Here is a 20,295-nt window from a genome sequence, read left to right as displayed (position 1 = left end):
ATCTTCACACACAATATAAAGATTCTTTTAAGCGAGGCTAACTTTTATGCCTCAAGCTTATGACTAGAGCCTTGCTCTGTGTCTATGGTTAAACTTTAGAGTGTTAGCTCCAATTTGACAAACGAGAAAAATAAACCTAATAGGTGAAAAAAACTAAACTATAGACCTTGGTCTAATACATTAAGCTTGCGTTTATTTAAAACAGAGGTTGGACAATAAATACACAGGTACAAAAAAAGCGCCATAAGGCGCTTTTTGTCATTAAGCTACGGCTTAAATAATTTGGTTTTCTTTCCAGGCTTGCTCTTTAGCCATACGCTTTTTACGCTTATCACATGGATCGTCACAATCACAGGCTTTATCAATACCTACCGAGCCTAATCCACCGCAACTACTTGCCATAGATTTTCTTTGCACGATCATACCAACAGCCATAGCTATCACGATTAAAATTAATAAACCAAATGTAAGAAGAAAAAGTGACATTGCTTAGCCCCTATTGATCAGCAATAAATTATGCTCAAACATTGTTGAGCGACCGCTAAATTATACACCCAAAACCCACATAGATGCGAGAGAAGTCTATTTCAAAAAATAGGTTGTAATATGCGTTTAGCACGAATAAAGTTTTAGCTAAACGCTATTATATTACAAATAAGGCTTAAATGCAGTGCTCGCGTAAGTCACAATGCCTTTGTCTGATTTAGCCATTAAGTACACAGGTAAATCGTGCTTTTCAGCGTATGCTTTAGCATTCTCCATTCCCATAACCGTTAATGCGGTTGCTAAGCCATCTGCGGTCATTGCACTAGGATGTAATACAGTAACCGACACTAAGTCATGTTTGATTGGCATGCCTGTTACTGGGTCAATTAAATGAGTGTAAGTTTCGCCATCCATTTTATAAAAAATACGGTAGTCACCTGATGTTGCAATGCCATTCGTACCGGGCGCTAATACACGGTGAACTTTTCGCTCGCCTGGTGGCGCATCTGGCTGCTCTATCGCGATTTTCCAATCTTGGTTATTTGGCTTTTCACCGCCAATGCGCAGCTCCCCACCTATTTCTACCATGTAGTTACTAATATTTTGGCTTTCAAGTAATTGCGCTACTTTATCAATGCCATACCCTTTCGCTGTGGCCGAAAACGACAGCTCTAAACCATCAACTGTTTTAGCAAGGCCCTGCTCAGTAAGATTTAGTTTATCTACACCAATTTTTTCAATCATTGCAGCAAGTGCTTCATCACTTGGGCGCTTAGTTGGTTTTTTATCAGGTCCAAAGCCCCATAAATCTATTAACGGGCCCATCGTTACATCAAGCGTTTTGGTCGACTTACCTAAACGAATCGATTCACTCACCACAGCCCTAAAGTCTTCACTAATTGGCATAACCTGGTTGGCGGGTAATTTATTAAATGTGTTAATTTCAGAATCGGGGATATACGTAGACATAGACTGATTAACCGCTTTCAATTGCGTATCTATTTGCTGCTGTAATTTAGTGGCATCAACGCTTTTATCGTCGGCAAAGTATTTAATATGATAGGTGGTGCCCATCGTTTTGCCTTCTAAAAATACCTCCTGAGGTGTTTTATCAGCCCCACAGCCAGAGATAAATAGCATTATAGTTAATAAAAAAATACTGATAGCGCCTTGAGAACTGCTTACTCTGTTCATTAAATTAGCCCATGTAAAATAAAATAAAAAAAGCCCCGTTGCACAATGTGCGACGAGGCCCGTATTTTAACCAAAACTAAGCTGTTTTGATATGGGTGTTAGCCACCGAAGTCATCTAGTAAGATGTTTTCGTCTTCTACACCTAGGTCTTTAAGCATGCCGATAACAGCCGCGTTCATCATTGGAGGACCACACATGTAGAACTCACAATCTTCTGGCGCTTCATGATCTTTCAAGTAGTTTTCATAAAGTACGTTATGGATAAAGCCTGTGTAACCTTCCCAGTTATCTTCTGGTTGTGGGTCAGACAATGCGGTATGCCATACAAAGTTATCGTTTTCAGCTGCTAAGCCATCGAAATCTTCAACATAGAACATTTCACGCTCAGAACGTGCACCATACCAGAAACTAATCTTACGCTTAGAGTTTAAACGCTTAAGTTGGTCAAAGATATGTGAACGCATTGGTGCCATACCTGCACCACCACCTACGAATACCATTTCAGCGTCGGTGTCTTTAGCGAAGAACTCACCAAATGGACCTGAAATAGTTACCTTGTCGCCTGCTTTAAGTGACCAAATGTACGATGACATTTTACCACATGGTAGGCTCAGGTTTCTTGGCGGCGGCGTAGCAATACGCACGTTAAGCATGATAATGCCTTCTTCTTCTGGGTAGTTAGCCATTGAGTATGCACGAATTGTTTCATCGTCTACTTTTGACTCCAGGTCGAAGAAACCAAAGTGATTCCAGTCGCCACGATACTCTTCAGGAATATCGAAATCTGCGTATTTAACATGGTGAGCAGGCGCTTCGATTTGGATGTAACCACCCGCACGGAAAGGCACTGATTCGCCATCTGGAATTTGTAGCTTAAGCTCTTTAATGAACGTTGCTTTGTTATCGTTAGAGATAACTTCACAATCCCATTTTTTAACACCGAAAATTGACTCTTCAAGTTCAATTTCCATGTCGTTTTTAACATTTACCTGACACGCTAAACGACAGCCTTCACGGGCTTCACCTTTAGAAATGTGATCAAGTTCTGTTGGTAAGATATCGCCACCACCTTCTTTAATGTGTACACGACACTGACCACAAGAGCCACCGCCACCACATGCAGATGATACGAAAATACCTGATTCAGATAGCGCGCCTAAAAGCTTGCTACCTGCTGATGTTTTAATGGCTTTGTCTGGATCGCCATTAATACCGATGATGATGTCACCGCTTGCAACTAACTTAGATTTAGCACCAATGATAACTAAAACTAGTAGTACAACGATAGCGATGAAAACACCAACGCCTAAGAAAATCTCATAACTCATGATTTATCCTCGCTACCTTTACAGTGAAATACCAGAGAATGACATAAAGCCAAGACCCATTAAACCAACAGTGATGAAGGTAATACCTAAACCACGTAGGCCATCTGGCACGTCTGAATATTTCATTTTCTCACGGATACCTGCAAGTAATGTAATTGCAAGCGCCCAACCAACACCAGCGCCAACACCATAAACAACAGACTCGCCGAAGTTATAGTTACGCTCAACCATGAATGATACCGCACCAAAAATCGCACAGTTAACTGTGATTAGTGGTAAGAAGATACCTAATGCGTTGTAAAGTGCAGGGAAAAACTTATCTAATGCCATTTCCAAAATTTGCACGAGTGCTGCAATAACACCAATGAACGTTAAGAAACGTAAAAAGCTAAGGTCTGCTTCAGGGTAACCAAGCCACTCTAATGCACCCGGTGCAAGTACGGCATGGTAAACCAAGTTATTTACTGGTACAGAAATACCCAGTACCACAATAACGGCTACACCTAGGCCAATTGAAGTAGTTACTTTTTTAGATACTGCTAAGAAAGTACACATACCTAGGAAGAAAGCTAAAGCTAAGTTTTCAATAAAAACCGCTTTTACAAATAAACTAATATAATGTTCCACTGCTTGCCCCTTACGCTTTAGCTTCTACTTGGTCTTTCTTATAAGTACGAAGTACCCATATGAATAAACCAATGATGAAGAATGCACTCGGTGGTAAAATCAATAGACCCATAGGTTGATACCAACCACCATCTTGTACTAATGGGATAATATCAACACCGAATAGTGTTCCCTTACCAAATAGTTCACGAATGAAACCAACAGTAAGTAATACCACTGAGTAGCCTAAGCCATTACCAATACCATCTAAAAATGACATAAGTGGTGGCGACTTCATTGCGTACGCTTCAGCACGACCCATTACAATACAGTTAGTAATGATTAGGCCAACGAATACAGAAAGCTCTTTCGCCGTAGCGTAAGAGAATGCTTGTAACACTTGGTCTACAACAATTACTAGTGAAGCAATGATCGTCATCTGTACGATAATACGTACTGATGAAGGTATGTGGTTACGAATGCTTGAAATGAACAAGCTAGAAAACGCCGTTACTAATGTCAAAGCAATTGACATGATTAAGGCATTTTTTAAGCTAGACGTTACCGCCAGAGCAGAACAAATACCAAGTACTTGTAATGCGATTGGGTTGTTAGCTAAAACCGGACCAAATAGGACCGACTTCATTTCTTTAGTATCAGCCATTATTTCAACGCTCCTTCACGTACCTTCGCAAGGAAAGGACCAAAGCCGTTTTCACCAGTCCAAAAGTCAACTGTGTGATCAACACCATTAGAAGTTAGTGTAGCACCTGATAAACCATCAATTTGATGTTCGTTGCTAGCACCGCTTTTCATAATGTTAATAGGTAACTCTTTACCTTGCCATTTAGCTGTCCATTGTGGGTTTTGAATTTCGCCACCCAGGCCTGGTGTTTCGCTATGCTTGTAAAAGTTGATGTTTTTAACTGTTTCGCCATCGCTTTCAAGCGCTAAGAAACCATACATTACACCCCAAAGGCCGTAACCTTGGATAGGTAAAATGATTGCATCTGTAGAACCATCTTCTTTTTTAGAGATGTAAACAGGTGAGTTTTTAGTCATACGCTGAATACCAGCGATGTCCTTAATCCCTTCTGCTTTAAGTGCAAAACTTCTTTGTTGGTCGAATTTCGATTTTTCGAAATCAAATGAGTTTGGATCAGCATCTTCAACAAATTCGCCAGTGTCCATATCAACAACACGTGCTTCGATTTTGCCATCGAATGTGTCAGATACAGAGTTTGCGATTTCAATATCAGCTGCTGCTAAGATATTACGTTGAATATCTTGAGTTTTATTAGCTTGCTGTAAAGGACGAAGCTGTACAGAAGCAAACGATACAATAATTGCACACACTAAACATAGTGCTACAACAACCGTTAACGTTTTGCCGATTGATTCGTTATTACTAGACATTACGTGCCAACCTCCGCTTGATATTAGCTTGCACTACAAAGTGATCGAACAGTGGAGCAAATAAGTTAGCAAATAAGATTGCTAGCATCATGCCTTCTGGGAAAGCAGGGTTTACTACACGGATCATAACTACCATAAAGCCAATAAGCGCGCCGTATGCGAACTTACCTTTATCGGTAAATGCAGCTGATACAGGGTCAGTAGCCATAAAGAACATACCAAACGCAAAACCACCCAGTACTAAATGCCAATGCCAAGGCATTGCAAATACAGGGTTGCTCTCAGAGCCAACCGCATTTAATAAGAATGCAGTTGCCACCATACCTAGGAATACACCTAGTACAATGCGCCAAGAAGCGATGCGAACGTAAATTAAGAATAAGCCACCAATAAGCACAGCAAGCGTAGATGTCTCACCTACAGAACCTTGAATGAAACCGTAAAACGCATTCCACCATAGCTCCATGTTGCTGTAATCAAGAGTGCCTACAAACGCTTGACCTAGCATAGTTGCACCAGAGAACGAGTCTACTGCAGTCCATACTGTGTCACCTGAGATTTGTGCAGGGTATGCGAAGAATAAGAACGCACGGCCCGCTAATGCAGGGTTTAAGAAGTTACGGCCTGTACCACCAAAGATTTCTTTAGCAATAACAACACCAAACGTAATACCTAATGCCACTTGCCATAAAGGAATAGTCGCAGGCAAAATAAGTGCAAATAATACAGAGGTTACGAAGAAACCTTCGTTAACTTCATGCTTACGCACAGAAGCAAATAGTACTTCCCAAAAACCACCTACTGCAAAAGTAACGGCGTATATTGGTAAGAAGAAACATGCCCCGTAGAACATTTTAGCGCCCCAGCCCGACTCAGCGGTTAATTCACCACCAAATAACTGGAACAAGCCAACCTGCCAAGAGTTTGCTAGTTCAAAACCTTGTGCTAAAGCACCCGCGGCCTGATGACCGATGTTGAACATACCAAAAAACATAGCTGGGAACGTCGCCATCCACACTAAAATCATCATGCGTTTTAGGTCGATATTATCGCGAACGTGAGTTGCGCCTTTATTTACATAACCTGGCGTGTAAAAAATAGTCGCGGCTGCTTCATACAGGGCGTACCATTTTTCGTGTTTACCACCTGGTTCAAAATGCGGCTCAATGTCTTCTAAAAATTTCTTTAAACCCATCTCTTAGCCTTCCTTCTCGATCGTTGTTAAGCAATCGCGTAGGATAGAACCATACTCGTATTTGCCCGGACAAACGAAGGTACATAACGCTAAATCTTCTTCATCAAGTTCAAGCGCACCTAATGAAATTGCACTGTCTAAGTCACGTGAAATTAAGTCACGTAATAATAGGGTTGGCAAAATATCTAGCGGCATTACGCGCTCGTAGCTACCAATTGGTACCATGGCACGTTTTGAACCACCTGTAGACGTTGTCATTTTAAATAAACGACTCGGTGCAAGGTGAGAAAGGAATGTACGCGTTACAGAGAATTTATCACTACCTGGTGCAATCCAACCAAACAGCTCTTTTTCGCGACCTTCAAGTAAAACAGATACTTGAACGTGGTAGCGACCTAAGAATGCATGAGGACCTGAAGAAATAGCGCCAGATAAAACAGAACCAGAAATAACACGGTTATCACCGTCTTCTAATTCGCCTGCCACTAAATCATCTAATGAAGCACCTAGTTGAGTTTTCACTAAACGAGGGTTTTTAACGCGAGGACCTGCAAGCGAAATAACACGGTCTGTGTTGATTTCACCAGTAAGGAATAAGTGACCATACGCGATAACGTCTTGGTAACCAATATGCCAAACTTGTTTATTAACAGATACTGCATCAAGGTGATGAATATGAGTACCAACTAAGCCTGCTGGATGCACGCCACCGAACTCATGTACTTCTACTTGAGCGATAGACGAGCTAGGAACTTGACTGCCAGCTTGCTTACATACAAATACTTTGCCATCGGTCAAACGCGAAACAACAGCAAGACCCGCTTCAAATGCAGCTGCATTTTCGGCAATAATTACTGCAGGATCTGCAGCAAGAGGGTTTGTGTCGATAGCGGTTACAAATATAGAGCTAGGATTTGCATCCAACGCAGCTATTTTGCTAAATGGGCGAGCACGAAGTGCTGTCCATTGACCTGACTGAACAAGTACTTCTTTGGCTTTTTCACGCGATAAGCTTGCAAGCTCATCTGCATTGAAAGAGTCAAAGGTGATTTGCTCACTGCCGTTTACTTCAATAACAACAGATTGCAGCACACGTTTAGCACCACGATTAATTTCTTTTACTGTACCAGAAGCTGGTGCAGTAAATAGGACGCCTGGGTTCTTTTTGTCTTCAAAAAGTACCTGGCCTTTTTTGACTTGGTCATCCACACGAACATGCATGGTTGGACGCATACCGATAAACTCTTCACCTAGCACAGCTACACGTTTGATGGCAGAACCATCATGAATAACTTGCTGAGGCGCGCCCTCTATGGGTAAATCCAGACCTTTTTTTATGTTGATCATACGCACTTGCATTAATTAACGGAAAGAAACTGAAAAATCGTATCAACCACGTCGCCACTTGAGTTATCCAAGATATATCAAGGTACAAAAGAACAACTTGCTAGGAATATCAAACAAGCAACGCAGTAAAACTCCTCACATATTGCTTCGATTTTAACATCATTATGTACGACTATGCGAGTGTATTTATGAAAATTATACGACAGAAACGCTTATTTAGTTTTGTTAAGTGTTTTAAATAAAAATCAAGGTAGACCAAAGTGGTAGCCTAAGCACCTAACTGCCACAAAATATCTAAAACACTAAAAGCAAAAAAGCCGCAATAAGCGACTTTTTATAATTACAAAGTGTGATTAGTCAATCATGTTTGCAATTGGCTTCACTGCATCTACATCTTGCTCATAGTCAACAGCGTCAATGCCAAAACCAAATAAACGTAAAAATTCGTTATGGTAGCCTACATAATCGGTTAGCTCATCAATTGAGCTCGTATCTACTTTATCCCAAACAGCTTGCACACGTGCTTGTACATCGTCCTCTAGCTCTTTGTAGTTTTGGAATAAGTGGCCGCCCTCGTCAAAGCGTGGGTTTTCACCGTATAGGTTTTCGCTAAATAAAGCATGAATTTGCTCAATGGTGCCTTCATAAGTGCCATCGGCTTTCATTACTTTAAATAAAGCAGAGATATATAGCGGCATAATAGGAATAGCAGAGCTTGCCTGAGTAACAACAGCATTTAAAGACGACACATAGGCTTGACCATTTAAATCTTTTGTCGATTCTTTAATTGCAGCAGTTGCTCGGTCTAAATCTTCTTTTGCTTTACCTATTGTTGCGTGCCCGTAGATTGGCCACGTTAACTCTTTACCTATATAAGTATAAGCCGTGGTTTTAAAGTTATCGGCTAGTACGTCTGCTTCTTTTAATGCATCAATCCACATTTCCCAATCTTCACCGCCCATCACTTTAATGGTGTTGTCGATGTCATCTTGGCTTGCGGCTTCTACTGTTACTTCGTCAATTTCGCGCTTTGACGTATTTAAATTTTTTGTAGTTACAGCACTGCCAATAGGTTTAAGTGTAGATGAATACACCTCACCTGTATTTGGATCGGTACGACGAGGCGATGCTAAGCTGTAAATAATACAGTCTACTTTGCCTAAATCTGCTTTGATTGTCTCGATTGCTTTTTGCTTAATTTCGTTAGAAAACGCATCGCCATTAATATTTTTTGACCAAAGCCCAGCTTCATCTGCAGCGTCTTGAAATGCTGCTGTATTGTACCAACCAGCAGAACCTGTTTTACGCTCTGTACCTTCTTTTTCAAAGAAAATACCCAGTGTTTTAGCCCCACCGCCAAATGCCGCCGTAATACGAGACGCTAAGCCGTAACCAGTAGATGCACCAATTACGAGTACATTTTTAGGCGCATCTTTTAATTCGCCTTGTTGTTTTACATAGTTAATTTGCTCTTGAACATGCTCTGCACATCCTACAGGGTGTGCGTTAGTACAAATAAATCCACGAATTTTAGGCTTAATGACCATTGATCATCCTATATCTTTTACAATAAAAATTAGCGCTAGTTTAAAGGCTAATACTAAAAACACTGATCTGATCAGTTAAACCTGATCAAATACCCCTATTATATTGGCTAACGTACATTGTGGTTAATTTAGCTTTGAGCCGCCCATACAATTTGGAGAGTCAGGTGCTTCGCCACCCTGCTCTGAAAATTCATCTGGCGTGTACGTATGAATTGCTAAGGCATGAATGTGATTTGCTAGCTCATCTTTTAGTACTTCGTTAATTTGGCGGTGGCGCTGTAGTAATCGTTTACCCGCAAACTCTTCACTTACCACAATTACTTTAAAATGCGACTCAGTACCGGCGCTGTGCATATGGCTTTCGTTAATTACGTTTAAATGCTTACAGGCAATCGCGCTACTAAGCTTGTCTTGAATTTGTTGTTGCATTGACATTAAAACACCATATTTAGTCACTGATTTGTGCAGCTACTATAACAAGTTAATTTAACTAACTAAATTGCTTTTGCTTAATGTGCTCAATAAAGCGGTACGTTAAGCTGATCCGTGGGTGAGCAAGCGTTGTTTGTTTGGGGATTGCGTGCTGGTAGTCGCGCTGACTATGCCCACTCATCACTAAGCAACTGCCGCTTTGTAATTTTAAGTCGGTGACTTTATTCGTGGCTTTTTGTTTTAATTTGAGTACGCGCTCAGCACCAAGCGATATACATACAATGGTAGGTTCAGGGCCTAGTTCTATTTCATCATCACTGTGCCAGCCCATGGTGTCGTTACCATCACGGTAATAATTGACTAATAACGAATTAAGCGGCTTATTTAAATGTCGCTCTAAACGTTTTCGCATTGCTAAAAGCACCTCATCCCACGGCTCTACTATTTGTTTACTGTGTGAGTAACCATATTCAATATTTAAGTCGCTCATAAAGCATTGCAAACGTGGAATGGGCCCTGTTCTGCCATACACAGTGACATTAGGCTGCTGCCAATTAAGATTTTTTTGTAAATAATAAAATAAATCGAGGCTTTTTTGCGCACTAAGCGCCTTACTTTGATAAGAAAAGCCGTTTGGTAACTGTTGGGGGTTGGCGTTTTGCCGTTGCATGTTAGAATTTACCTACATTAGATTACTGATCAACAAACCATTATGACGACGCAAGCCCAGCTAGGCGATAAAACATTTACTCTTGAACGTTTCCCTTTGGATCAAAAAAACCGCAGTTTACAAGCGTGGGATTCGGCCGACGAGTACCTTATCAATTATGTTAACGAACATCACCCTGATTGTCGCTCATTACTAATTTTAAACGACGCGTTTGGTGCTCTTGCCTGTTATTTTAGTGAATTAACGGTTTGTTCAGTTAACGATTCTTATATTAGCCACCAAGCTGCAGCCTATAATTTAAAAGAAAATAAACTATCAACAGCCCAATTTACACAGTTAGATAGCTTATCTGCGCTGCCTGAAGAGGTTGATTTAGTACTTATAAAAATACCGCGTAACGTCGGGTTTTTACAGTTTCAATTAAGCGAGTTGAGTGAAGTACTTGCCCCTGGCACACCGGTTATTGCCGCGGGTAAAACAAAGGAAATTCATAACTCAACTATAAAAGCGTTTGAGCAATTTATTGGCGAAACCAAAACAAGCTTGGCCGTTAAAAAGTCGCGTTTAATATTAAGTACAGCTAAAGGCGGTTATAAAGAAGCTAACTTCCCAGTAAGTTGGCAGCTTGAAGGCACTGATTTTAATATAACGAACCATGCCAATGTGTTTTCGCGCGATTCGTTAGATATAGGTGCACGGTTCTTTTTTAATTACTTGCCGCAAACCTCAAAAGCAAAAAGTATTATCGACTTAGGTTGTGGTAATGGTGTGGTGGGTTTAATGACGTTATCACGCTGTCCAAATGCGTCGGTAACCTTTGTTGATGAGTCGTACATGGCGGTCGAATCTGCACGTTTAAATGTAGAACTTAACCAAGCAAATAAATTTGATGATTGCCAATTTATAGAAAACGATTGTTTAACCGGCTTTGCAAGAGACAGTGTGGATATGGTGTTGTGTAACCCTCCATTTCACCAAGCCCAAGCTGTTACCGACCACATTGCGTGGCAAATGTTTAAACAAGCAAAAGATACATTAAAAGAAGGTGGCGAGCTGCGTATTATTGGTAATCGTCATTTAGATTATCACGATAAATTAAATCGTATGTTTGGTAACTGTAAGCTATTAGGTTCAAACAAAAAGTTTGTAGTGCTCAGCGCAACTAAAAATAGTGGGATGCTATAAAATGAAATTAACTAAATTTATTTTAGCCTGTTGCTCCATGCTGGTGTTTAGCGCATGCAGTAACCAGCCAAACCAAGTGATATTAAACCCGGTTTATAAAAGTGGCCAAATTAGCGTTATTTCAGCTAGTTTAAGTACCAGCGTTATTGATTTACGTGGTGACAGCGCAACCCTTAAGCTTGTTGAGTCGGGTAAAACCAAAACCTTTGCCAGCCAAGATATTGTAACTTCTGTTAAAAGCGTATTAGATAGCGCGCTAAACCGTAACGGGGCAAGTATTTCAAACCTAGCAACAACCCGCTTTGAACTAGACATTCATGCCTTACAAGCACAAGTGACTGAAAAGCTCATGAGCCATACCAGCGAAGCGCACATTGAGCTAGGCGTACGGGTTATTCGCTCTACCAGCAATTTTAGTAAAGTGTATCGTGGCAGTGCTAATTTAGAAGGGCCGCTGAGCCATGACCGCGCCAAAATTGAAGGTCAACTCAATAAGTTGACGGAACAAATTATAACCCGCATTGTATCGGACCCAGAATTAATTGAATTTTTAGAAGGTTAACAATGAAACGATTTTTAATCTGCTTAAGCCTACTATTTAGTGTAAGCACCTTTGCCGCGCAAGAAGGCCGTTTTGTCCAAAAAGACAATATTTTTCCGCGTGTAGAAATAGTCACGTCATTGGGTAGCATTGTGGTTGAGCTAGACCGCTCAAAAGCCCCTATTACGGTAAATAACTTTTTAACCTACGTAATGGATAAAAGTTACCAAGGCAGTATATTCCACCGTGTAGAACGTGATGTTGAAAACGACCGTGACTTTGTAATACAAGGCGGTGGCTACGATAAAGACCTTGATGGCTTACACGAAAACGACCCTATATTTAACGAAAGTGGCAACGGTTTAAAAAATGATATGTACAGCATCGCTATGGCGTATCAAGACCGTGAACCGCATTCAGGAACTCGCCAATTCTTTTTTAATATGGATGATAACGATCATTTAAACCCAGGTAGAGATTGGGGCTTTGCCGTGTTTGGCAATGTAATGGATGGTTACGACACGCTAGATAAAATTATGGCTGTAGAAACCGGCTTTAATGAAAAAATTGGCTACGACTTTGTACCAAAAACGCCCGTTGTTATTTTAAATATTAAAGTACTTGAGCAAACCCCATTATAAATCACTGAGGTGCAATTAAGTTGCACCCAACGCCAATGAAGGCCCTATGAGCAAAACCCTCTCAGTAAGCGAATATTTCTCGTATTTTAAAGATAAACGTTTAATCAATATTTTTATATTTGGTATGAGCAGTGGTTTTCCATGGGTACTGATTGGCTCTGTGATGTCGGCTTGGCTAAAAGACGAAGGCCTAAGCCGCAGTATGATTGGCTTATTTGGTATTGTATTTGGCGCATATAGCATTAATTTTATGTGGTCGCCGCTTATTGATAGAACCAAACTGCCGTTATTGTACAAATGGTTTGGGCAACGTCGTAGTTGGATTTTATTTTGCCAAAGCTTTATGTTTATTGGCACCCTGCTTTTAGCGGGGCTTGATTTAAAAGAAAACTTAGCGATTGCCGCCGGCTTGTGTTTACTCATCGCAGTCGCCTCTGCCACACAAGACATAGCAATTGATGCTTTTAGAATAGACACATTAAGCGAAAACGAATCTCATAAAGCTACTGCAGCTGCTGCTATGGCCACATCGGGTTGGTGGACAGGTTACGCATTACTGGGCGCTATTCCTTTTTACATGGCCGATATCCCCTCTTTAGATTGGCCACAAGTGTATTACTTTTTAGCCGCTGTTATGTTGATACTAATGAGCGGCGTGTTATTTGCCAAAGAGCCTAAATCAAACCGAGAAGCTGTTCACGCAGAGCTTGAGCGTGTATACCTTGAAAAACTAGCCAGCATTAAGCAAACGCCCTTTACTAAAGTGATTGCTTGGCTTGGCGTTACAGTGGTTGATCCCTTTAAAACCTTTTTTGCTAAAAATGGGGTTAAAACAGCCCTTGCCTTATTAGCATTTATTTTCTTATTTAAAATAGGCGAAGCTTTTTTAGGGCGTATGTCGATTGTTTTTTATAAAGAAATAGGCTTTAGCAACAGCGACATAGCCACTTTTTCAAAAGTAGGTACTGCAGTACTCACCATTGCTTTTACCTTTGTGGGCAGCTTGTTCAATCAAAAGTACGGCATTGTAAAAGGGTTATTTATAAGTGGCGTTGCTATGGCGGGGTCTAATTTAGCATTTTCGGCTATTGCGCTGGTTGGCCCTAATTTAGGCTTATACGCTTTTGCTATTGTCATTGATGGCTTTACTCAGGCTTGGTCGTTAGTGGCTATGGTGGCATTTATATCGATGTTATGTGACCGAGCATTTAGTGCAACACATTATGCATTACTGGCTTCGCTTGGGAATTTAGGGCGTACATTGCTTTCAAGTTACAGTGGTGTGGTTATTGATGATTGGCTAATGGGAAATTGGGCATTATTTTTTGTGTTAACGGCATTAATGGTAATACCTTCGCTGGTGTTTTTATATTTGATTAGGCATAAGCTCTATCAGTTAGAGCAAAATTACCATAAAAATATGTAATGCATCCCTGCATTAACGTGATTTGCTTAGGCCGTTCAAGTGCCCCTTATAACACCCTAAGCAAAACAATATTAATCCGCTTTAATTAAGCCTAGCGCTTCATGCGGATCAACTTCAAGTGCATTACAGTAACGTACAAACTCAATAACATCTAAGCGGCGTTCTTGATTTTCAATCTTACCGATAAATGAGTGAGGTGTTCCTAGCACTTGTGCCAGGCTACGCATTGTATGACCCTTTTCATGGCGTTTTGTTTTAAGCCATTTAGTTAGCTTTTCGTTTTCTTCAGAAGAAACAGTCTTGCCCATCATTTTACATCTCCTACTAGATGATATGACATACCCGTCAAAGCAGTAGTCACACAATGATTGGAGGCATATAAGCAGATACCCACTACATTATTCAATAGCAAGCTATTGCTTAAATAAGCAAAGGTATTGCTACTTATTCAACCTACCAATCTATTCAGTGCTAACCCGCAAAAATAGGATATAGGTTTATTTTTATTAAGAGTGAAATTTTGCCCGTCTCACTCTTGGATACATTATATACTATTAACAGTTCGGTTAAATAATTAATTACATAGTTTGCATAAATTTACCCAACCACTAACCTTTACTTATGCTGAATATTTAAGTTAACGTACCAAAAATATTAAGTTTTTTCCTAAAAAATTAATTGTAAGATAAAAGCACTTTGTTACAAATTAACGTGCAAATAACCTTGCTGTATTGATGTTTAAACAACAGTAAGGGTAAAAAAGTTCCCATAAATAACGTTTTTTCCCTAACTGAGGGACTAAAGAGGAAGTATGTTTAGAGTCTTATTTTTGTTGCCTATTTTACTATGCTTTTTATGGTTTTTGTTTTTACGTCACTACGGAGTACCCATTAAACAAGGTAAAAAAGGCTTTTTATACATACTTGCCTTTTCTGCTTTTGTATTAGGCTTTTTTGTATTAATAATGCAGTTTACCCATTACAGCCCAATTGAATTTTAGGCATTAAAAAAGCCGCTAACGCGGCTTTAATAGCTAAGCGTAAATTGCTTAAACGCTAAAACTTGCACCACACCCACAGGTAGTCGTTGCATTAGGATTAGATACAAAAAAGCGTGCGCCTTCTAACCCTTCTGTGTAATCCACTTCGCCATCAACTAAGTACTGAATACTCATTGGGTCAATAACCAGGGTCACACCATTTTTAACTATTTCTAAATCGCCAGGATTTGCTTTTTCATCAAAAGTAAAACCATATTGAAAACCAGAACAACCACCACCTGTTACGTAAACACGCAGTTTTAAATCTGGATTTTCTTCTTCGTCGATTAACTGTTTAACACGAACAGCAGCTGCATCGCTGAACTTTATTGGTAATTCTTCAGACATTTTAAAACCCTCAATATCGCAATGGCGTGATTATCTAATACCCGAGTGTTTTAATCAAGTATAGTCAAACATCTCTTGTGCTATCTTAGGCTTTTAACTATTGCTTTAGCCGATACGATAGCAAAATGTGTTTTCAGTGATTGCTGTAATATTTGTTAATATAAGTGTTTAAAATTGCAAAATCACAAGGACTTACCTGCACACTTTTGTTAAACTGCTCGCTGAAAAAATGTGGCGGAGAATACAGCATGTGGCTTGAGCAACTCAGGCGTCGATTAGCAAAACCAAAAACCTCTGTGCAATTATGCTTATTAGGCGTAAGTGCTGGTTTAATTGCTGCATTTTTTATTATTTTATTTCGCTTAACGATTCTGTTTTTTCAAAGCTTATTTTTAGACACTCCCGATAATTTTACTACTATCCCCACTCTTGAACGAGTTTTAATGCCGTTGATTGCTGCGCTACTGATTGCTACATTTGCTGCATTTACTGGCTTTAAGCACTACCGATTAGGCATTCCTTTTGTTATTCATCGTATTAAACGCCACTACGGGCAAATGCCGCTTTACAACACCGTAAACCAATTTGTAGGTGGTGCACTGGCACTTATTAGTGGTTTTTCGGTGGGCCGCGAAGGGCCATCTGTTCATATGGGCGCAACTGGCGCAAGTATATTAGCCGATAAACTTCATTTACCGCATAACGCCATGCGTACATTAAGTGGCTGTGGTGTCGCCGCTGGTATTGCGGCCTCGTTTAATACCCCTCTGGCTGCGGTTATTTTTGTAATGGAAGTGGTGCTACGTGAGTACAAAGTGCATATTTTTGTACCAATTATGCTTGCCGCACTAACTGGTGCATTAGCAACCCAATTTGTGTTTGGTGAAGGCTCAGAGCTTGCACTTATTAGCATTACGCCATTGAGTGGTTGGCATTACCCATATTTAATTTTATGTGGCATGGCCTTAGGGGCAATTGCCTATAGCTTTAATCAAAATTTAATGCTGATCATAAAAACATTTAAACCTTTAAGCATGTTTCCTCGTTTACTCATTGCAGGTTGTATTGCGAGTATTATTGCCTATGCAGTGCCCCAAGCGATGGGTTCGGGTATGAGTGCGATTACTATTGCGGTTGAATCGCCTGAAAACGCGCAGCTACTTACCACTATTTTAATAGCTAAACTGCTAGCGACCTTGTTTGCCATTGGCCTAGGAATACCGGGCGGCTTAATAGGCCCCGTTATTGGGCTAGGTGTATTAACAGGTACTTTAATGGCCTTTTTTGCCCAATTTATAAGCCCAGGTGCTGACATTGCAGGCACATACGGCGTATTAGGAATGGCAGGATTACTCGCAGCTACATTACATGCGCCGTTAGCAGCATTAACTACTGTGATGGAGCTTACGTCCTCGCCAGAGATTATTGTACCGGCCATGTTAGTGATAACAACCGCCTATGTAACGGCGCTGCAAGTATTTGGCAATCGGTCTATATTTTTGCAACAGCTCGATTTTCAGGGGCTACCCTATCATGTATCGCCCGCAACGGAGGCGCTACAAAAAGTGGGCATAATGGATGATATGGATGAGGACTTTAAACTGCTTTATTCAGACGATAAAGAGCAAATTAAAAACACCTTAGACGCCATGGATAGCCAAACCCCTTTAATAGTTTACGATGAAGAAAACGGCTATCGCTTAGCAGAGTACGACCTTACCCTGATGTCGGGCGAAAACATAAATATAAACTACATTAGTTTACAAGGCATTAGCAGCCAGTCGACCTTAGCTGATGCCTTTGATATTTTAAAAGATAAACGCAGCGGCGCCCTGTATGTATACAACTTGCTAGATGATCAGCAGATAATGGGGCTATTACGCTGGGATCAAATAAATAATATTTTAACTATTCGTAACAGCCTACTTTAGGATTCTTATGAGCGCTTTACTAATTTATAAAACACTGCACATTTTTTTTATGATTGCTTGGTTTGCCGGTATTTTTTATTTACCTCGGTTATTTGTATACCACGCAATGAGCGAAGAAAAAGCCTGTAACTCTATGCTTAAAGTGATGGAACGCCGGCTACTCTTTTTTGTTACCCCGTTTGCTATTTTAACGGCCGTTTTTGGTGTACTCACTATTGTAGAATATGGCCGTGAGTGGTTTAGATACAGCATGTGGCTGCACTACAAACTGGTACTGGTCATTATTTTATATCTATATCACGGCTACTGCTTTAAATTACTGAGCGACTTTAAACACGACAGAAATACCAAAACGGACCGCTTTTATCGTATTTTTAATGAGCTCCCAGTTATTGCGCTGCTAATTATTGTTGCGCTTGCGGTAATAAAACCTAATTTATAAGCTGTGTAGCGCATGTTAAACTGCGCTGCAATTTACAATACTTGCTATAACACGCGCGATTGCGTGCCCCATTTTTATGGATTATCGCGCCCCTTTGATTGATTAGGAATAACCCCATGTTAAGTTTCCAAGGTGAACATATACTGTCGGTAAATCAACTCGACAGAGACTGCATTGAGCGTATTTTTGCAGTAGCGAAAAAAATGGAGCCTTATGCTAAAAAACAAAAGCAAACAACAGTGCTAGAAGGCGCTATTTTAGCTAATTTGTTTTTTGAACCAAGCACGCGTACGCGTGTAAGCTTTGGTACTGCCTTTAATTTACTAGGCGGTGGCGTGCGCGAAACAACCGGCATGCAAAGCTCAGCCCTTGCTAAAGGCGAATCGCTTTACGACACTGCGCGCGTTATTTCAGCGTACGCTGATGCCGTCGCTATGCGCCACCCTGATGCAGGCTCGGTAAGCGAATTTGCAGACGGTTGTACCGTACCGGTAATTAACGGTGGCGATGGGCCAAACGAGCACCCTACTCAAGCATTACTTGACTTGCTAACTATTGAGCGTGAACTAAACCGATTTGATCAAAACATTGATGGCATGCATATCGCCTTAGTTGGCGATTTAAAATATGGCCGCACAGTACATTCATTATCTAAATTATTGTGCCATTACAAAAACGTAAAATTTTCGATGGTGGCGCCCGATGGCCTGCAAATGCCAACGAGTATTTTAGATGCGGTAGAAAATGCAGGCCATAAAATACAATTAGTCAACAAAATGGAAGGGAACTTAGCAGCCGATATTGTGTACCAAACACGTATTCAAGAAGAGCGCTTCCCTTCACAAGAAGAAGCTAATAAATACCGTGGCGGCTTTAGAATTAGCCAATCAATTTATAACGCGCACTGTAAGCCAAACTCCGTGCTTATGCACCCGCTCCCACGCGATAGCCGTTTAGAAGCTAATGAGCTTGATAACGACTTAAACAGTAACGACAATTTAGCTATATTCCGCCAAGTACAAAATGGCGTGTTAATTCGTATGGCACTGTTTGCTTTAACCCTGGGCGTAGAAAACAAAGTCGAGCAATATGAAGTAGACGTACCTTGGTTTAGCCGCAAACGCGACAACTAAACACTTTTACCAAGCGACAACTAATAGGATTTTTCATGACAATAAGCCAAGATTTATTTAATCGTGCACAAACTTCAATTCCTGGTGGCGTAAATTCACCTGTACGTGCATTTAACGGTGTTGGTGGCACGCCACTTTTTATTACCAAAGCCGAGGGTGCCTTTACCTTTGATGCCGATGGCAACCGTTATATTGATTACGTAGGTTCGTGGGGCCCGATGATCATGGGCCATAACCACCCAGCTATAAAGCAAGCTGTTCACGAAGCGGTAGAAAACGGTTTAAGTTATGGGGCGCCCACTGAAGCTGAAATTTTAATGGCTGAAAAAGTAAAAGCGCTTGTCCCATCAATCGAAAAAGTACGTATGGTAAGCTCGGGTACCGAAGCCACAATGAGCGCCATTCGCTTAGCCCGCGGCTATACAGGGCGCGATAAAATCCTTAAGTTTGAAGGTTGTTACCACGGCCATGCTGACTCATTATTAGTAAAAGCGGGCTCTGGCGCATTAACCATGGGTGTGCCAAATTCACCTGGTATCCCTGAGGATTTTGCAAAGCACACGCTTACCGTATCGTTTAATAACCTTGATGAAGTAAAAGCTGTATTTAAAAAATACGCAGACGACATTGCCTGTATTATCGTTGAGCCAGTAGCGGGTAACATGAACTGTATTCCTCCTGTAGAAGGCTTTTTAGAGGGCTTGCGTGCAGTATGTGATGAGTACAAATCGGTGCTTATTTTTGACGAAGTAATGACCGGCTTTCGTGTTGCTTTAGGTGGCGCTCAGGCGTATTACAACATCAAACCTGACTTAACATGTTTAGGTAAAGTCATTGGCGGCGGCATGCCTGTTGGTGCCTTTGGCGGCAAAACCGAAATTATGGATTACATTGCGCCAGTAGGTCCGGTTTACCAAGCCGGTACACTTTCTGGTAACCCTATTGCAATGGCTGCGGGTTTAAAATCGCTTGAGCTATTAAGTGAACCAGGTTTGCACGATAAGTTAGAAGCTATTTCTAAAGCTATTTGTGAAGGCTTTGAAGCAGGCGCTAAAAAAGCAGGCATTCCTTTAACCACTAACTACGCAGGCGGTATGTATGGCTTTTTCTTCACTGAAGCAGAAAAAGTAACCACTTATAAACAAGCTACAGAATGTGATTTAGAACGCTTTAAACGCTTTTTCCACCTAATGCTTGAAGAAGGCGTATACCTAGCACCTTCTGCATTTGAAGCAGGGTTTGTGTGTGCTGCGCACACAGAGCAAGAAGTACAAGCGACTATAGAAGCTGCTGAGCGCGCCTTCGCTAAGCTATAAGCATCCAATACATGTGTTAATAATGTGCGTTATTAACTCTGTAGTTAAAAAAAGCCCTTACGGGCTTTTTTT

General features: G+C 40.8%; 22 protein-coding genes. 9 read left to right on the top strand and 13 right to left on the bottom strand.

All coding sequences use genetic code 11. From position 1 onward, the window contains the following. Positions 1-273 precede the first annotated feature (273 nt). From nqrM to B2R65_RS00960, 11 genes are all read right to left on the bottom strand, one after another. Positions 274-486 carry a (Na+)-NQR maturation NqrM gene (gene nqrM, locus B2R65_RS01010; protein ID WP_004587136.1) on the bottom strand — a complete coding sequence of 71 codons (213 nt, stop codon included), beginning with the start codon at positions 484-486 and terminating at the stop codon, positions 274-276. A gap of 162 nt (positions 487-648) precedes the next feature. Further along, positions 649-1,680 (bottom strand): FAD:protein FMN transferase, encoded by a 1,032-nt coding sequence (locus B2R65_RS01005; protein WP_248462618.1) that lies wholly within the window; start codon positions 1,678-1,680, stop codon positions 649-651. A gap of 98 nt (positions 1,681-1,778) precedes the next feature. After that, on the bottom strand, positions 1,779-3,008 hold the full coding sequence (gene nqrF / locus B2R65_RS01000; protein WP_004587138.1) for an NADH:ubiquinone reductase (Na(+)-transporting) subunit F: 1,230 nt from the start codon (positions 3,006-3,008) through the stop codon (positions 1,779-1,781). Between the two features lie 18 nt (positions 3,009-3,026). Continuing rightward, positions 3,027-3,635 (bottom strand): NADH:ubiquinone reductase (Na(+)-transporting) subunit E, encoded by a 609-nt coding sequence (gene nqrE, locus B2R65_RS00995; protein ID WP_004587139.1) that lies wholly within the window; start codon positions 3,633-3,635, stop codon positions 3,027-3,029. A 10-nt stretch (positions 3,636-3,645) separates the two neighbouring features. After that, positions 3,646-4,278: an NADH:ubiquinone reductase (Na(+)-transporting) subunit D gene (locus B2R65_RS00990; protein WP_004587140.1), complete on the bottom strand. Its 633-nt coding sequence runs from the start codon at positions 4,276-4,278 to the stop codon at positions 3,646-3,648. Next, positions 4,278-5,030 (bottom strand): Na(+)-translocating NADH-quinone reductase subunit C, encoded by a 753-nt coding sequence (locus B2R65_RS00985; protein WP_004587141.1) that lies wholly within the window; start codon positions 5,028-5,030, stop codon positions 4,278-4,280. The genes B2R65_RS00990 and B2R65_RS00985 overlap by 1 nt, the downstream gene beginning before the upstream one ends. After that, complete coding sequence (locus B2R65_RS00980) at positions 5,023-6,225, bottom strand: NADH:ubiquinone reductase (Na(+)-transporting) subunit B (protein WP_004587142.1); 1,203 nt, start codon at positions 6,223-6,225, stop codon at positions 5,023-5,025. The genes B2R65_RS00985 and B2R65_RS00980 overlap by 8 nt, the downstream gene beginning before the upstream one ends. Before the next feature lie 3 nt (positions 6,226-6,228). Then, positions 6,229-7,572 (bottom strand): Na(+)-translocating NADH-quinone reductase subunit A, encoded by a 1,344-nt coding sequence (locus B2R65_RS00975; RefSeq protein WP_004587143.1) that lies wholly within the window; start codon positions 7,570-7,572, stop codon positions 6,229-6,231. Between the two features lie 353 nt (positions 7,573-7,925). Beyond that, complete coding sequence (gene fabV / locus B2R65_RS00970; RefSeq protein ID WP_024034299.1) at positions 7,926-9,119, bottom strand: enoyl-ACP reductase FabV; 1,194 nt, start codon at positions 9,117-9,119, stop codon at positions 7,926-7,928. Positions 9,120-9,242: 123 nt separating this feature from the next. Then, positions 9,243-9,554, bottom strand: a complete 312-nt coding sequence (locus tag B2R65_RS00965; RefSeq protein ID WP_004587145.1) for a BolA family protein — start codon at positions 9,552-9,554, stop codon at positions 9,243-9,245. Between the two features lie 55 nt (positions 9,555-9,609). Beyond that, entirely contained in the window at positions 9,610-10,221 is a 612-nt protein-coding gene (locus B2R65_RS00960) for an alpha-ketoglutarate-dependent dioxygenase AlkB family protein (RefSeq protein WP_004587146.1), read from the bottom strand. A gap of 42 nt (positions 10,222-10,263) precedes the next feature. On the opposite strand from B2R65_RS00960, the gene B2R65_RS00955 reads away from it, so the two are divergent. From B2R65_RS00955 to B2R65_RS00940, 4 genes are read left to right on the top strand one after another with little or no spacing between them, the layout of a single operon-like run. Next, complete coding sequence (locus B2R65_RS00955) at positions 10,264-11,406, top strand: methyltransferase (RefSeq protein ID WP_024034301.1); 1,143 nt, start codon at positions 10,264-10,266, stop codon at positions 11,404-11,406. A gap of 1 nt (position 11,407) precedes the next feature. Next, a complete protein-coding gene (locus B2R65_RS00950; protein ID WP_286740324.1) occupies positions 11,408-11,968 on the top strand; it encodes a YajG family lipoprotein in 561 nt (186 codons plus the stop codon). Positions 11,969-11,970: 2 nt separating this feature from the next. Continuing rightward, positions 11,971-12,588, top strand: a complete 618-nt coding sequence (locus tag B2R65_RS00945) for a peptidylprolyl isomerase (protein WP_004587149.1) — start codon at positions 11,971-11,973, stop codon at positions 12,586-12,588. Between the two features lie 46 nt (positions 12,589-12,634). Beyond that, positions 12,635-14,014 (top strand): AmpG family muropeptide MFS transporter, encoded by a 1,380-nt coding sequence (locus B2R65_RS00940; protein WP_286740320.1) that lies wholly within the window; start codon positions 12,635-12,637, stop codon positions 14,012-14,014. 71 nt (positions 14,015-14,085) lie between these two features. Here the strand turns inward: B2R65_RS00940 and B2R65_RS00935 are convergent, their stop codons facing one another. After that, on the bottom strand, positions 14,086-14,325 hold the full coding sequence (locus B2R65_RS00935) for a helix-turn-helix domain-containing protein (RefSeq protein ID WP_004587151.1): 240 nt from the start codon (positions 14,323-14,325) through the stop codon (positions 14,086-14,088). 500 nt (positions 14,326-14,825) lie between these two features. On the opposite strand from B2R65_RS00935, the gene B2R65_RS00930 reads away from it, so the two are divergent. Further along, positions 14,826-15,014 carry a hypothetical protein gene (locus tag B2R65_RS00930; protein WP_004587152.1) on the top strand — a complete coding sequence of 63 codons (189 nt, stop codon included), beginning with the start codon at positions 14,826-14,828 and terminating at the stop codon, positions 15,012-15,014. 48 nt (positions 15,015-15,062) lie between these two features. On the opposite strand, the gene erpA is transcribed toward B2R65_RS00930, so the two are convergent. After that, a complete protein-coding gene (gene erpA / locus B2R65_RS00925; protein WP_002958911.1) occupies positions 15,063-15,401 on the bottom strand; it encodes an iron-sulfur cluster insertion protein ErpA in 339 nt (112 codons plus the stop codon). Positions 15,402-15,649: 248 nt separating this feature from the next. On the opposite strand from erpA, the gene B2R65_RS00920 reads away from it, so the two are divergent. The 4 genes from B2R65_RS00920 (at position 15,650) to hemL (ending at position 20,223) form a co-directional block, all read left to right on the top strand. Then, complete coding sequence (locus B2R65_RS00920) at positions 15,650-17,332, top strand: chloride channel protein (protein ID WP_055252948.1); 1,683 nt, start codon at positions 15,650-15,652, stop codon at positions 17,330-17,332. A 7-nt stretch (positions 17,333-17,339) separates the two neighbouring features. Then, complete coding sequence (locus tag B2R65_RS00915; RefSeq protein WP_024034304.1) at positions 17,340-17,774, top strand: CopD family protein; 435 nt, start codon at positions 17,340-17,342, stop codon at positions 17,772-17,774. Between the two features lie 116 nt (positions 17,775-17,890). Further along, a complete protein-coding gene (locus B2R65_RS00910) occupies positions 17,891-18,907 on the top strand; it encodes an aspartate carbamoyltransferase (RefSeq protein WP_273607317.1) in 1,017 nt (338 codons plus the stop codon). Positions 18,908-18,942: 35 nt separating this feature from the next. After that, on the top strand, positions 18,943-20,223 hold the full coding sequence (gene hemL / locus B2R65_RS00905; protein ID WP_273607316.1) for a glutamate-1-semialdehyde 2,1-aminomutase: 1,281 nt from the start codon (positions 18,943-18,945) through the stop codon (positions 20,221-20,223). The last annotated feature ends 72 nt before the right edge of the window (positions 20,224-20,295 follow it).

It is taken from the genome of Pseudoalteromonas sp. UBA2102, assembly GCF_002331165.1.
Taxonomy (GTDB): domain Bacteria; phylum Pseudomonadota; class Gammaproteobacteria; order Enterobacterales; family Alteromonadaceae; genus Pseudoalteromonas; species Pseudoalteromonas atlantica.
The sequence above is the reverse complement of the archived record's forward strand: the minus strand, read 5'-3'. Positions and strand labels throughout refer to the sequence as shown.

Coding starts and splice junctions, on each gene's coding strand:
- nqrM (WP_004587136.1), bottom strand. CDS start 486: ATGTCACTTTTTCTTCTTACATTTGGTTTATTAATTTTAATCGTGATA.
- B2R65_RS01005 (WP_248462618.1), bottom strand. CDS start 1,680: ATGAACAGAGTAAGCAGTTCTCAAGGCGCTATCAGTATTTTTTTATTA.
- nqrF (WP_004587138.1), bottom strand. CDS start 3,008: ATGAGTTATGAGATTTTCTTAGGCGTTGGTGTTTTCATCGCTATCGTT.
- B2R65_RS00990 (WP_004587140.1), bottom strand. CDS start 4,278: ATGGCTGATACTAAAGAAATGAAGTCGGTCCTATTTGGTCCGGTTTTA.
- B2R65_RS00985 (WP_004587141.1), bottom strand. CDS start 5,030: ATGTCTAGTAATAACGAATCAATCGGCAAAACGTTAACGGTTGTTGTA.
- B2R65_RS00980 (WP_004587142.1), bottom strand. CDS start 6,225: ATGGGTTTAAAGAAATTTTTAGAAGACATTGAGCCGCATTTTGAACCA.
- B2R65_RS00975 (WP_004587143.1), bottom strand. CDS start 7,572: ATGATCAACATAAAAAAAGGTCTGGATTTACCCATAGAGGGCGCGCCT.
- fabV (WP_024034299.1), bottom strand. CDS start 9,119: ATGGTCATTAAGCCTAAAATTCGTGGATTTATTTGTACTAACGCACAC.
- B2R65_RS00965 (WP_004587145.1), bottom strand. CDS start 9,554: ATGTCAATGCAACAACAAATTCAAGACAAGCTTAGTAGCGCGATTGCC.
- B2R65_RS00960 (WP_004587146.1), bottom strand. CDS start 10,221: ATGCAACGGCAAAACGCCAACCCCCAACAGTTACCAAACGGCTTTTCT.
- B2R65_RS00955 (WP_024034301.1), top strand. CDS start 10,264: ATGACGACGCAAGCCCAGCTAGGCGATAAAACATTTACTCTTGAACGT.
- B2R65_RS00950 (WP_286740324.1), top strand. CDS start 11,408: ATGAAATTAACTAAATTTATTTTAGCCTGTTGCTCCATGCTGGTGTTT.
- B2R65_RS00945 (WP_004587149.1), top strand. CDS start 11,971: ATGAAACGATTTTTAATCTGCTTAAGCCTACTATTTAGTGTAAGCACC.
- B2R65_RS00940 (WP_286740320.1), top strand. CDS start 12,635: ATGAGCAAAACCCTCTCAGTAAGCGAATATTTCTCGTATTTTAAAGAT.
- B2R65_RS00935 (WP_004587151.1), bottom strand. CDS start 14,325: ATGATGGGCAAGACTGTTTCTTCTGAAGAAAACGAAAAGCTAACTAAA.
- B2R65_RS00930 (WP_004587152.1), top strand. CDS start 14,826: ATGTTTAGAGTCTTATTTTTGTTGCCTATTTTACTATGCTTTTTATGG.
- erpA (WP_002958911.1), bottom strand. CDS start 15,401: ATGTCTGAAGAATTACCAATAAAGTTCAGCGATGCAGCTGCTGTTCGT.
- B2R65_RS00920 (WP_055252948.1), top strand. CDS start 15,650: ATGTGGCTTGAGCAACTCAGGCGTCGATTAGCAAAACCAAAAACCTCT.
- B2R65_RS00915 (WP_024034304.1), top strand. CDS start 17,340: ATGAGCGCTTTACTAATTTATAAAACACTGCACATTTTTTTTATGATT.
- B2R65_RS00910 (WP_273607317.1), top strand. CDS start 17,891: ATGTTAAGTTTCCAAGGTGAACATATACTGTCGGTAAATCAACTCGAC.
- hemL (WP_273607316.1), top strand. CDS start 18,943: ATGACAATAAGCCAAGATTTATTTAATCGTGCACAAACTTCAATTCCT.